8 protein-coding genes are annotated in these 12,634 nt (G+C 70.5%); 4 read left to right on the plus strand and 4 right to left on the minus strand.

Features of this window, described 5'->3' with window-relative positions; genetic code table 11:
* Positions 1 to 23 precede the first annotated feature (23 nt).
* Both AC2XR2_RS30575 and AC2XR2_RS30580 read left to right on the plus strand, forming a co-directional pair.
* Positions 24 to 4,499 (plus strand): polymorphic toxin type 27 domain-containing protein, encoded by a 4,476-nt coding sequence (locus AC2XR2_RS30575; RefSeq protein WP_491516806.1) that lies wholly within the window; start codon positions 24 to 26, stop codon positions 4,497 to 4,499.
* A gap of 34 nt (positions 4,500 to 4,533) precedes the next feature.
* Complete coding sequence (locus tag AC2XR2_RS30580; RefSeq protein WP_391195182.1) at positions 4,534 to 4,941, plus strand: hypothetical protein; 408 nt, start codon at positions 4,534 to 4,536, stop codon at positions 4,939 to 4,941.
* Between the two features lie 70 nt (positions 4,942 to 5,011).
* Here the strand turns inward: AC2XR2_RS30580 and pyk are convergent, their stop codons facing one another.
* From pyk to pta, 3 genes are all read right to left on the minus strand, one after another.
* Positions 5,012 to 6,439 carry a pyruvate kinase gene (gene pyk, locus AC2XR2_RS30585; protein ID WP_449350004.1) on the minus strand — a complete coding sequence of 476 codons (1,428 nt, stop codon included), beginning with the start codon at positions 6,437 to 6,439 and terminating at the stop codon, positions 5,012 to 5,014.
* Between the two features lie 73 nt (positions 6,440 to 6,512).
* Positions 6,513 to 7,724 (minus strand): acetate kinase, encoded by a 1,212-nt coding sequence (locus tag AC2XR2_RS30590; protein WP_491518534.1) that lies wholly within the window; start codon positions 7,722 to 7,724, stop codon positions 6,513 to 6,515.
* A gap of 41 nt (positions 7,725 to 7,765) precedes the next feature.
* The gene (pta, locus tag AC2XR2_RS30595) at positions 7,766 to 9,859 is read right to left on the minus strand and encodes a phosphate acetyltransferase (protein WP_491516807.1); all 2,094 of its coding nucleotides are present in this window, start codon (positions 9,857 to 9,859) and stop codon (positions 7,766 to 7,768) included.
* Between the two features lie 195 nt (positions 9,860 to 10,054).
* On the opposite strand from pta, the gene AC2XR2_RS30600 reads away from it, so the two are divergent.
* Positions 10,055 to 11,080, plus strand: a complete 1,026-nt coding sequence (locus tag AC2XR2_RS30600) for an ATP-dependent 6-phosphofructokinase (RefSeq protein ID WP_123763132.1) — start codon at positions 10,055 to 10,057, stop codon at positions 11,078 to 11,080.
* 86 nt (positions 11,081 to 11,166) lie between these two features.
* Here the strand turns inward: AC2XR2_RS30600 and AC2XR2_RS30605 are convergent, their stop codons facing one another.
* Complete coding sequence (locus AC2XR2_RS30605; protein ID WP_381305900.1) at positions 11,167 to 11,871, minus strand: helix-turn-helix domain-containing protein; 705 nt, start codon at positions 11,869 to 11,871, stop codon at positions 11,167 to 11,169.
* A gap of 178 nt (positions 11,872 to 12,049) precedes the next feature.
* Here AC2XR2_RS30605 and AC2XR2_RS30610 point away from each other — a divergent pair, with 178 nt between their 5' ends.
* Complete coding sequence (locus AC2XR2_RS30610) at positions 12,050 to 12,508, plus strand: PPOX class F420-dependent oxidoreductase (RefSeq protein WP_491516808.1); 459 nt, start codon at positions 12,050 to 12,052, stop codon at positions 12,506 to 12,508.
* Positions 12,509 to 12,634: the final 126 nt, after the last annotated feature.

Genomic DNA, 12,634 nt, shown 5'->3' on the forward strand with positions numbered 1-12,634 from the left:
CCGTACTCACAGACAGGTTTCCCATGCGTACCCACGCACGCAGCCGGGGGCTCCTCGCGAGATCCCGTTTCCTGCCCCTGACCGCGATGGCCGTCGCCGGTGCGATCGCGGTGTCGGGTGGTCAACTGCCCGACCTCACCGGACAGTCCGAGCCGACCGCCGGCGCGGCCGACCCCCTCCCCACCGCCTTCGACGCGAAGGCCTCCGAGCGCGTCCGCCAGGAGCAGTGCCTCCTCAGCGGAGTCCTGCGCAAGGGCGGCCCGGCGATGAAGGAGGTCGCCCGGGCCGGCCTCATCGGCACCGAGGAGCAACTCCACACGGCGGCCGACCCGTCGTACTGGAACACCACCGCGCTCAGCTCGGCGTACGACAAGGACAAGGCGGCCGCCGACGCCAAGATGGACGAGCTGTCCGGACGCCGCCCGGTGTGGGAGACGTCCCTCGCCGTCCAGACCCAGCCGCCGCCCTACACGTACACCGGCTTCCAGTGGGTGGAGGACAAGGACAACCCGTTCAACAAGATCAGCCTGAGCGCCTGGGTCGCCGCCCAGTTCTGGAAGCAGGAAGGCGACTTCTACACCGACCCGCACCCCCTGGCGAACAAGGCGTCCGTCGACGCGGCCACCGCCGTCTACAACTCCCGCTACGGCAACGACCCGAACGCGGACTACAAGGACGAACAGGCCTGGCAGTCGCTGCAGTTCATGCACGGCATGTACGCCGACGACGCCCGGCTCTTCCTCCAGTACGGCGGCTTCCCCACCACCGCGCCCGACCCGGACTCCATGGAGTTCCGGATCGACGTGGAGAACCTCAAGGCCCGCTTCGCGTCCTGCGCGTACACCGACCCGCAGGACCCGCACGAGGTGCTCGGCGCCGAGCTCGCCACCGCGCACACCGAGTGGGAGGCGGAACTCGACGGCCAGAAGAGCCAGCGGGACACCATCATCAGGGCCGAGAAGCAGGCGGCCGCCGACCTGTCCACGGCCTCCCAGGCCCTCGGCGAGGCCCTCGCCCAGTCCCTGATCGCGAGCCGGCTCACCGACTGGCAGGCCTACTGGACCGGCCAGAAGGCCGCCGACCACCCGAACGACTACCCGACCACGGCCGAGTTCACCAAGGTCAAGGGGTGGATCGTGGACGCCCAGGGCCGGGCCGGCGGACGACTGTACGTCGCCTCCCGCGCCGCGCTGTCCGCGAAGGCCCAGGCCGACGCCGTCACCCAGGCGCAGACCCAGGCGTACGGCATCGCCGACGCCGCCGGTCTGCCGCGCGGCCGGGGGCTGCTGTACGGCCAGCAGGCCGCGCAGGTCACCAAGGCGTCCGCGGCCGCCGCACAGGCCGCCGCGAAGGCCGTGGAGACCGCGTTCAACGCGACCCGCGCCTCCGCCGCCGACAGCAAGACGCTCGACTCCCTCGCCAACACCCAGGCGCACGCCGCCAAGGCCGAGTTCCGGCGCATCGCCGCGCAGGAGGCCGAGGCCCAGGCCAAGGCCGCCGCCGAAGGCGCCGCCAAGCAGGCCGAGGAGGCCGCCAAGCACGCCTCCGAGGCCAAGGCCGCGGAGAACAAGGCCAAGGCGGCCGAGCAGACCGCCAAGAACGCGGCGGCCGACGCCAGGGCCAAGCGGCAGAAGGCCGAGGCCGAACGGGACTACGCCAAGTCGCAGGCGGACCTCGCCGCGGCCGAGCGGAACAAGGCGCACGACGCCGAGGGCCGCGCCCAGTCCCAACGGCAGGTCGCGGCGGACAGGTTGTCCGACGCGCAGGCCGCGGGCGCCACGGCGGCCGACAAGAAGGACGCGGCCGTCGCCGCCGAGAGCCGGGCGAGGAACGCCCGCAACGGCGCCCTCGCCGCCGAGGACCGCCGCGACAGCCTGGTCGCCAAGGCCGAGGCCGCGGAGGCGCTGCTGGCCGCCGTGGACGGCACCGCCGACGCCATCGAGGCACGACAGGCCGCCACCAAGGCCCGCTCGGCGGCCGACGACGCCACCGCCGCGGCCACCGCGGCCCGGCAGGCGGCGAACGAGGCCACCGCGGCGGCCACCAACGCCCGTGAGGCGGCCACCAGGGCCCAGGGGGCCGCCAAGCGCGCCCAGTCGGCCGCGGACGGCGCCAAGCGCGATGTCGCGATCACCGAGTCCGCGGTGAAGAAGGCGCACGCGGCCGCCGCGGACGCGATCGCCGCGTCCCAGGCCGCCAAGTGGAACGCCATCGCCGCCAAGGCCGAGGCCGAGACCGCGCGCAAGGCCGCCGACAAGGCACGCGGTGACGCCGTGGTCGCCCGCTCCGAGGCCGTCCTCGCGAACGCGGACGCCGTACGCACCGCCGGCTACGCCTACTCCACCGCGCAGGCCGCCGCGGCCGCCCGGGACTCGGCGGCGCAGGTCGTCAAACCCGCCAACGACGCCATCGAGCTGGGCTCCCCGTACGCGGAGACCGACTCCTCGGCGGGCCTCGCCGTGCTGACCGGACAGGCCGCCAAGACCGCCGCCCAGCAGCAGGTCGCCGTCGCCAACGCCAAGGCGGCCCAGGCCAAGAAGGCGGCCGCCGAGGCCAAGGCCCTCGCGGCCCAGGCCAACGCCGACGCGAAGGCGGCGGCCGAGGCGGCGGCGAACGCGGCCGAGTGGGCCGCGCAGGCCAGCACGTCGGCAGCGGCGGCACAGGCCTCGTCGGACGCGGCAGCCGCCTCCGCCAAGGCGGCCCAGCGGTCCGAGGCCAACACCGTCGAGTACAACAAGCAGGCGACCGCGGACGCGGCCGCCGCGCAGACCGCGGCCACCGCGGCCGACGGCTACGCCACCGACGCGGACGCCTCCGCCGACGCGGCCGAGCGGGACGCGGCGAGCGCCCGCAGCGCGGCCGACGCGGCCGAGGCCGACGCCTCCACCGCGCGGTCCGTCGCCGACAAGGCGGAACGGGACGCCACCGAGGCCGAGGCCGCCGCCGCCAACGCCCGCAACCTCGCCGTGGAGGCCGCCGAGGCCGCCATCCGCACCCAGCAGGTCGACTTCGAGGACCGCAAGGAGCAGGAGCGCACCGCCGACGGCGGTGGCACCGGCGTCGAGGGCGTCGTGATGAAGCCCAGCGGCGACTCCAAGGTCGACATCAACCCGCTGAGCGACTGCGTGGGCAGTCACTCCGGCGGCGACATCGGCTGCGAGATCGACCTGGAATTCCACATCTACGGCGAGATGGACTTCTACATCGAGTCCTGTCCGCTGCCCGGTGTGGACCGCGCGCACTGCGGCTCGTCGATCCAGCGCGACTACCTGACGAGCTCTCCCCTGGACGTGACGTTCAAGGAGGAGAACGTCCACATCGACGGGATCAAGCTCACCGAGTCCGTCCTGAAGGCGGTCGCCACGGGAGCCGTCGCGGACATCGTGGGCTGCTACAAGCGCAAGCTGAGCAGTTGCCTGTGGCTGTTCGGCAGCATCATCGTGCCGGAGCTGCTGATGCGCGCGGCGGCGGCCGCGTTCGCGGTGCGTACCGCGATGAAGGGCGGCGCCGGGCTGGGCGCGGCGATGTGGGGCCTGCGAGGCTCCGGGCTCGCGGCCTCCGCCATCGCGAGGCTGGAGGAGGCGGGGATGAAAGCCCTGCTCTCCATGTGCTTCCCTGCCGGCACTCAGGTCGACACCGCCGACGGCCCGAGGGACATCGAGGACCTCAGGGTCGGTGACCGGGTCTGGTCAATGGATCAGCGGACCGGCAAGAGGTCTCTCAAGCCCGTTGTGGAGCTGTTCCACCGAGTCGTCGACCGGCTGGTCCGGGTCGAGACGGCACATGGCACGGTCGAGTCGACCGACTCCCATCCGTACTGGGTCCAGGACCGGGGCTGGACAGATGCCCGGGATCTCCGTCCCGGCGACAGCCTCAGGACCCCGGACGGCGGCGCGGAGAAGGTCGTCGGTACGTCTGTGGTCGAGGGGACCGTCGACGTCTTCAACTTCGAGGTCGCGGACAACCACACGTACTACGTGTATGCGGGCTCGACACCGGTCCTTGTCCACAACAACTGTGTCGAAGAACTGGCCAAGAACCTCGTCAAGGACGGTGACCACATCGTTCTGGGGATCAACCCGTACTCCGACACTCTGGCCGACACGCTGAAGGGCGGCGCACGGACGTTCAACAACAAGCACCTGTTCGACAGGCCGCATCCGAACTCCGACGGCCGGCCGATATGGATGGTGGCCGTCGAGGACACCCTGGCGAACTCCCGGGTGAAAGTCAGTGTCTCGCTCGACGGTGTCCCGGACGCGAAGAATGCCGCTGATGCCCTGGAGAAGCTCATCGCGCGAGGTCGTCCTCTAGTGGGTGGCGACTGGACGCTGGCCACGAAGAGCGGCAACGGCACCGCCTGGGAGATGGCGACACTCCGGCTCAAGGTGGTCAACGGCGCGAGAAGATGGACCGACTTCGACTGGTACATGACCAAGCCGGGCGAGAAGGTGCCGAGTCTCGTCACCGACATGCCCGTGCCCGACTGGGCGATGTGACCCGAGAACCCACAGAACAGGGAGAACAGCAGCAATGCCAGAGTTCGTGCGCGAGGGGCGGTTGTTCCGGGTCGTGAGCTTCGACCCGTCGCACCGCCAGCTCATCCTGCGCAGTGACGCCACCCTGATCGACGGGACCGACACCCGGGTCGAGGTGTACTTCGGACATGTGGAGCTGATGCTCCTCAAGCCGATCTACGAGAAGGGCCTCCGGATCCGCAGGGCCGGTGAGGCCGAGTTCGCGGTGCTGAGGGAGCGCCATGACCTCAGCGCGGAGGACGCCGCCTACGCGTGGTTGATCGACCCGGCCGGTGGCGACTTCGTCGTCTCAGGCCGGCCCGAATGGCGTGAGGCCGCCTGCACGTTCGAGGAGCCCTCCCTGTTCGACTACACCCACTCCTGGCCCGAGGGCTTCCCCGTGGAGTCGGGCACCGTCGGCTGACACCCCGACACCGAGAACGCCTGAGGGCGCCCCCTGCCGCAGGGGGCGCCCTCGGGTGTCGTGGAGGTGCTTACTTCGCGGTGCCGCCGATGTGGTGCACGCGGAGCATGTTCGTGGTGCCCGGGACGCCCGGAGGGGAGCCCGCGGTGATGATGACGATCTCGCCCGGGTTGAAGCGGTTGATCTTGGCGATCTCCTGGTCGACCATGTCGACCATCTCGTCCGTGGTGTTGACGAAGGGGACCACGTGGGACTCCACGCCCCAGCTGAGGGTGAGCTGGTTGCGGGTGTTCTCGTCGGTGGTGAAGGCGATGATCGGCTGCTCGGCGCGGTAGCGCGAGAGGCGGCGGGCGGTGTCGCCAGACTGGGTGAAGGCCACCAGGCCGCGGCCGCCGAGGAAGTCGGCGATCTCGCAGGCCGCGCGGGCGACCGAACCGCCCTGCGTGCGGGGCTTCTTGCCGGGGACCAGCGGCTGCAGGCCCTTCGACATCAGCTCCTGCTCGGCCGCCACGACGATCTTCGACATCGTCTTCACGGTCTCGATCGGGTAGGCGCCGACCGAGGACTCCGCGGACAGCATGACCGCGTCCGCGCCGTCCAGGATCGCGTTGGCCACGTCGGAGGCCTCGGCGCGGGTCGGGCGGGAGTTGGTGATCATCGACTCCATCATCTGGGTCGCCACGATCACCGGCTTGGCGTTGCGGCGGCACAGCTCGATGAGGCGCTTCTGCACCATCGGGACCTTCTCGAGCGGGTACTCGACGGCCAGGTCGCCGCGGGCCACCATGACGGCGTCGAACGCCATCACGACACCCTCCATGTTGTCCACCGCCTGCGGCTTCTCCACCTTGGCGATGACGGGGACCCGGCGGCCCTCCTCGTCCATCACCTTGTGGACGTCGTCGACGTCCTTGGCGTCCCGCACGAAGGACAGCGCGACCATGTCGCAGCCCATGCGCAGCGCGAAGCGGAGGTCCTCGACGTCCTTCTCGCTCAGCGCGGGGACGTTGACCGCCGCGCCGGGCAGGTTGATGCCCTTGTGGTCGGAGACGACACCGCCCTCGATGACGATCGTCCGGACCCGGGGGCCCTCGACGTCCAGGACCTTCAGCTCGACGTTGCCGTCGTTGATGAGGATCTGGTCGCCGCGGGAGACGTCACCGGGCAGGCCCTTGTAGGTCGTGCCGCAGATGGTCTTGTCACCCGGGACGTCCTCGACGGTGATGACGAACTCGTCACCGCGCTCCAGCTCGACCGGACCCTCGGCGAAGGTCTCCAGGCGGATCTTCGGGCCCTGGAGGTCGGCGAGGACACCGATGGCCCGGCCGGTCTCCTTGGCGGCGGCACGGACGCGGTCGTACCGTCCCTGGTGCTCGGCGTGGGAGCCGTGGCTGAAGTTGAAACGGGCCACGTTCATGCCGGCCTCGATCAACGAGACCAGCTGCTCGTGGGAGTCGACCGCGGGGCCGAGAGTACAAACGATTTTCGAACGGCGCATGGGGCGATCCTATCGGTTTGTTTCGCAACGGAATATTCCGTCTGGCGGAAGAAACAAATGAGGGGAGGGGTGCTCAGTTGTCTCCGACCAGTGCGTAAGTCTGGGTCGCGATTTCCAATTCTTCGTCGGTCGGCACCACCGCGATGGTTACTCGCGAGTTCTCCCGCGAGATCAGTCGCGGCCCGTCCGCGCGTACGGCGTTCCGCTCCGGGTCGAGGAGCAGTCCCAGCTCCTCCAGGCCCGCCACGGCGGCCTCCCGCACCGGTGCCGCGTTCTCCCCGACCCCGGCCGTGAACGCGATCGCGTCCACCCGGCCGAGCACCGCGTAATAGGCGCCGATGTACTTCTTCAACCGGTGAATGTAGATGTCGAATGCGAGCTTCGCCTGTTCGTCACCCTCGTCCACCCGGCGGCGGATCTCCCGCATGTCGTTGTCCCCGCACAACCCGATCAACCCGCTCTTCTTGTTGAGAAGAGTGTCGATCTCGTCCGTGGACATTTTGCCAACGCGCATCAAATGGAAGATGACGGCGGGGTCCATGTCTCCCGAGCGCGTACCCATCACGAGCCCCTCCAAGGGGGTCAGCCCCATGGACGTGTCCACGCACCGCCCGCCCCGCACGGCCGAGGCGGACGCCCCGTTGCCGAGGTGCAGCACGATCACGTTCACCTCTTCCGGTGACTTCCCCAGCAGCTTCGCCGTCGCCCGGGACACGTACGCGTGCGAGGTGCCGTGGAAGCCGTAGCGCCGGATGCGGTGGGCGTCGGCGGTCTCCACGTCGATCGCGTACCGCGCGGCCGACTCCGGCATCGTGGTGTGGAACGCGGTGTCGAACACGGCGACCTGGGGCAGGTCCGGGCGCAGCGCCCGCGCGGTGCGGATGCCGGTGAGGTTGGCCGGGTTGTGCAGCGGGGCGACCGGGATCAGCCGCTCGATCTCGGCGAGCACGGCCTCGTCGATCACGGTCGGCTCGGTGAAGGTCTTGCCGCCGTGCACCACCCGGTGCCCGATGGCGGCGAGCTCGGGGGAGTCCAGACCGAGCCCGTCCTTCGCGAGTTCCCCCGCCACGGCCTTCAGCGCGGCCTCGTGATCCGCGATCGGGCCGGTCCACTCACGGGACTCACCGCCCAGGGGCGTGTGCTTCAGCCGCGAGGACCGCTCGCCGATGCGCTCGACGAGCCCCGTCGCCAGCCGGCCGCTGTCCCGCATGTCGAGCAGCTGGTACTTCACCGACGAGGAACCGGAGTTGAGGACGAGGATTCGCGTAGACGGGGCCGAGCGCAGCTCGTCGGATAGGGCGGTGGTGGGAGACGGGCGGGTGGCACTCACTGGGCGGAAGCCTTCTGGTCGGTCGGAAGCTGGGCCTGGATCGCCGTGATGGCGACGGTGTTGACGATGTCCGAGACCAGGGCGCCCCGGGACAGGTCGTTGACGGGCTTGCGCAGGCCCTGGAGCACCGGGCCGACGGCGATCGCGCCGGCCGAACGCTGCACGGCCTTGTAGGTGTTGTTACCTGTATTGAGATCCGGGAAGATCAGCACCGTCGCCTGTCCGGCCACGTCCGACTCCGGCAGCTTGGTCTCCGCGACGGTCGGCTCGACCGCGGCGTCGTACTGGATCGGCCCCTCGATCTTGAGGTCGGGCCTGCGGGAACGCACCAGCTCGGTGGCCTCGCGCACCTTGTCCACGTCGGCGCCCGACCCGGACGTACCCGTGGAGTACGACAGCATCGCGATCCGCGGCTCCACGCCGAACTGCTCGGCGGTCGCGGCCGACTGGATGGCGATGTCGGCGAGCTGCACGGCGTTCGGGTCCGGGTTCACCGCGCAGTCGCCGTACACCAGCACCTTGTCGGCGAGGCACATGAAGAAGACCGACGACACGATGTCGGCGTCCGGCTTGGTCTTGATGATCTCGAAGGCCGGGCGGATGGTGGCCGCCGTGGAGTGCACGGAACCCGACACCATGCCGTCGGCGAGACCCTCCTGGACCATCAGCGTGCCGAAGTAGTTCACGTCGGAGACGACGTCGTAGGCGAGCTCGACGGTCACGCCCTTGTGGGCCCGGAAAGCCGCGTACTTCTCGGCGAAGGTGTCCCGCAGCTCGCTGGTCGCCGGGTCGGTCAACTGGCAGTCGCCGAGGTCGATGCCGAGGTCGGCGGCCTTCTTGCGGATCTGGTCGACCGGGCCGAGCAGGGTCAGGTCGCAGACGCCCCGGCGCAGCAGCACCTCGGCGGCGTGCAGGACACGCGGCTCGGTGCCCTCGGGCAGCACGACCCTGCGCCTGTCGGAGCGGGCCGTCTCCAGGAGCTGGTGCTCGAACATCATCGGGGTGAGGCGGTCGCTGCTCGGCGCGGAGACCCTGCGGGCGAGTTCGGCGGTGTCGGCGTACCGCTCGAACAGACCGAGCGCCATCTCCGCCTTGCGCGGGGTGGCCGCGTTCAACTTGCCCTCCAGGGCGAAGAGTTCCGCGGCGGTGGGGAAGCTGTTGCCGGGCACCGAGAGCACCGGGGTGCCGGGGGCCAGGCGCGCGGCGAGGGTGAGGACCTCGTCGCTCGGCACCTCGTCCAGGGTGAGCAGCACGCCGGCTATCGGCGGGGTCCCGGCGCTGTGCGCGGCGAGCGAGCCGACGACCAGGTCCGCGCGGTCGCCCGGGGTGACCACCAGGCAGCCCGGGGTCAGGGCGTTCAGGAAGTTCGGCAGCATCGCGCCGCCGAAGACGAAGTCCAGCGCGTCCCGGGCGAGCCCGGAGTCGTCGCCGAGGATCACCCTCGCGCCGAGGGCCTGGCCGATCTGGGCGACGGTGGGCGCGGCGAGCGCGGGCTCGTCCGGTACGACGTAGCAGGGCACCGGCACCCGGCCCGAGAGCCGCTCGGCGATCTCGTCGCGGTCCTCCCTGGCCACCCGGTTGGTGACCATGGCGAGCACGTCACAGCCGAGGCCCTCGTAGGCCCGGTAGGCGTTGCGGGTCTCCGCCAGCACCGACTCGGCGGGCTGCTTGCGGCCGCCCACGACCGGGATCACGGAGGCGCCGAACTCGTTGGCCAGCCGGGCGTTGAGGGAGAGCTCGTCGGGGAGCTGGGTGTCGGCGAAGTCGGTGCCGAGGACCAGGACGACGTCGTACTCGCGGGCCACCAGGTGGAAGCGGTCCACGAGGGTGGAGACCAGTTCGTCGGTGCCGCGCTCGGCCTGGAGCGCGGACGCCTCGTGGTAGTCGAGGCCGTAGACGGTGGCCGGGTCCTGGGAGAGCCGGTAGCGGGCGCGCAGCAGCTCGAAGAGCCGGTCGGGACTGTGGTGCACCAGCGGCCGGAACACCCCCACCCGGTCGACCTGGCGGGTCAGCAGCTCCATGACCCCCAGCTCGACGACCTGGCGGCCGTCGCCGCGGTCGATCCCGGTCACGTACACGCTGCGGGTCACGCCTGATCTCCGTTCCGTCGCCTACGAGAAGTCGCCTCATGAAAATCGCCCACCGAGGTGAGCGGAAACCCTCTTGACAGTACCCCGGTCGACGGATAAGGCGCCCGTCAGCATCGGATGCGACCGTGGTCTGCGGGACATGAAACAATCGGACCTGGCTCACCGGTATCAACAGCGAGCAGGAGACACAGCACGATGCGCATCGGAGTTCTCACCGCAGGCGGCGACTGCCCCGGCCTGAACGCCGTGATCCGGTCGGTCGTGCACCGCGCGGTCGACAACTACGGCGACGAGGTCATCGGCTTCGAGGACGGCTACTCCGGCCTGCTCGACGGCCGTTACCGCGCCCTCGACCTGGACAGCGTCAGCGGCATCCTGGCCCGCGGCGGCACCATCCTCGGCTCCTCCCGCCTGGAGCGGGACCGGCTGCGCGAGGCGTGCGAGAGCGCCTCCGACATGATCCACCAGTTCGGCATCGACGCGCTGATCCCGATCGGCGGCGAGGGCACCCTCACGGCCGCGCGCATGCTGTTCGACGCCGGTCTCCCGGTCGTCGGCGTGCCGAAGACGATCGACAACGACATCTCCTCCACCGACCGCACCTTCGGCTTCGACACCGCGGTCGGCGTCGCCACCGAGGCCATGGACCGCCTCAAGACCACCGCCGAGTCGCACCAGCGCGTGATGGTCGTCGAGGTCATGGGCCGGCACGCGGGCTGGATCGCCCTGGAGTCCGGCATGGCCGCCGGCGCCCACGGCATCTGCCTGCCCGAGCGCCCCTTCGACCCGGCCGACCTGGTCAAGATGGTCGAGGAGCGCTTCGCCCGCGGCAAGAAGTTCGCGGTCGTCTGCGTCGCCGAGGGCGCCCACCCCGCCGAGGGCACGATGGACTACGGCACCGGCGAGATCGACAAGTTCGGCCACGAGCGCTTCCAGGGCATCGGTACGGCCCTGGCGTACGAGCTGGAGCGGCGGCTCGGCAAGGAGGCCAAGCCGGTCATCCTCGGCCACGTCCAGCGCGGTGGCGTACCCACCGCCTACGACCGGGTCCTCGCCACCCGCTTCGGCTGGCACGCGGTGGAGGCCGCGCACCGGGGCGAGTTCGGCCGGATGACCGCGCTCAAGGGCACCGACATCGTGATGGTGCCGCTCGCGGAGGCGGTCACCGAGCTGAAGACGGTCCCGAAGGACCGGATGGACGAGGCGGAGTCAGTCTTCTAGACGCCCTCGGGGGCCTCTCCAGGCTTCAGGCCCCCTCAGGCATACGGGCAGCCTCAGGCATCCGGCAGTCTCAGGCCCCCTGAGGCTTACGGCCGTCTCTCGACCGCTTCCCAGAACCGCTCCACGATCTGGTCCAGGAAATCCTGGCCGGCCTCGCCGGCGCGCTCGCCGCCGCCGCCCCAGCTCAGGGTGGACACCATCTGCCCCTGGTACTGCCGGTGCAGTTCCTGGAGGGTGTCCTCCACCAGACGCCGGTCCAGGGGCACGATCCTGGCGACCTGCCGGACGTAGGCCTGCCAGCGGGTGCCGACCGCGCCGCGCAGACACTCGGCGAGCCGTTTCTCGCGCCCCGTGACGGCCACGAAGTCGGGCAGGGTCAGCTCCAGCAGGTCGGCGAGGGCGGTGGACTGGCGGTCGGTGCCGCGCCACTCGTCGTGCTCCTCCATGCTCAGGTAGGCGAGCAGTTCGAGCCCGACGGCACGGGCCACGTCCTCGGGGGCGATGCCGCGGGCGACGCGGTGCTCGCGCAGGGTGCGGGGGCGGCCGATGAGTTCACCGGGGGAGCACCACAACACGCCCGCCAGAGCGGTGAGTTCCGGACTGGTGGGACACACGATCCCGCGCTCCCAGGCGACGACGAGATCCGGGGTGACGTAGGGGAGCCCGTAGGAGACGCGCAGCCCGTAGGCCACGTGCTCGGGCCCCATGTCGAGGGCGACACGGAGTCTGCGGGCGGTGAGGTGGTCGAAGGGGGGTCCGGGCTGGTTCGGCAGGGCTGGGGGTCGGCGCACGGCCCACAAGTTAGGGAAGCGCGGAGCCGGTGACTACGGTCTGTTCGGCCAGGAACACGGATTGTAGGAATCTACGGTTTCGACCACCGGTTCGGGCTGGCTGAAGATCGTCTGTCGGTGGCGCGGGGGCGGTCGCGAGGATGGCGCCGGATGCCCGGACGGGTGGCCGGAAAGAGGTGTGATCTTCGTGTACGAAGTGAATGGCAAGGTAGAGGGGCATATTCGCGAGCGCTTGCTGGCGCCGAACTTCTGGCATCTCGCGACGGTCGGTCCGGACGGAGCGCCGCAGGTCTCGCCCATGTGGGCGGATCTCGAAGGTGAGTACGTCATGGTCAACACGGCGATCGGGCGGGTGAAGGAGGAAAACCTGCGGCGCAATCCGAACGTTTCCCTCTCCCACCACGACCCCGAGAACCCCTACGACCGCGTCGAGATCCGGGGCCGGGTGGTCCGCTTCGTCGAGGGCGAGGAGGCGGAACGCTCCATGGACCGCCTCACCCGGAAGTACATCGGCGAGGACCGGTACCCGTGGCTCCTGGAGGGCGAACGACGGGTGATGCTGCTGATCGAACCGGTGCGGGTGCGGAGGGTGGTGGGGGTGGAGCCGTTCCGCCCCGGGGTGCTGCCGGGGACGTGAGCGGGGGCCTCGCGGCACAGCTCGCGCTTGCCGGGTGCGGTGGGCGAGCGACGTGCCGGGCGCCCCGCCGACGCCACCCACGTGTGCTCGTCGTCGGTGAACTCGCCCTGTCGCCCGGGCTGAGGT

This window comes from Streptomyces sp. LS-MS-L19 (assembly GCF_058382285.1).

Excerpts from the sequence above, each read along its gene's own strand:
- pyk (WP_449350004.1), bottom strand. The coding sequence starts at position 6,439 with ATGCGCCGTTCGAAAATCGTTTGTACTCTCGGCCCCGCGGTCGACTCC.
- AC2XR2_RS30580 (WP_391195182.1), top strand. The coding sequence starts at position 4,534 with ATGCCAGAGTTCGTGCGCGAGGGGCGGTTGTTCCGGGTCGTGAGCTTC.
- AC2XR2_RS30600 (WP_123763132.1), top strand. The coding sequence starts at position 10,055 with ATGCGCATCGGAGTTCTCACCGCAGGCGGCGACTGCCCCGGCCTGAAC.
- AC2XR2_RS30575 (WP_491516806.1), top strand. The coding sequence starts at position 24 with ATGCGTACCCACGCACGCAGCCGGGGGCTCCTCGCGAGATCCCGTTTC.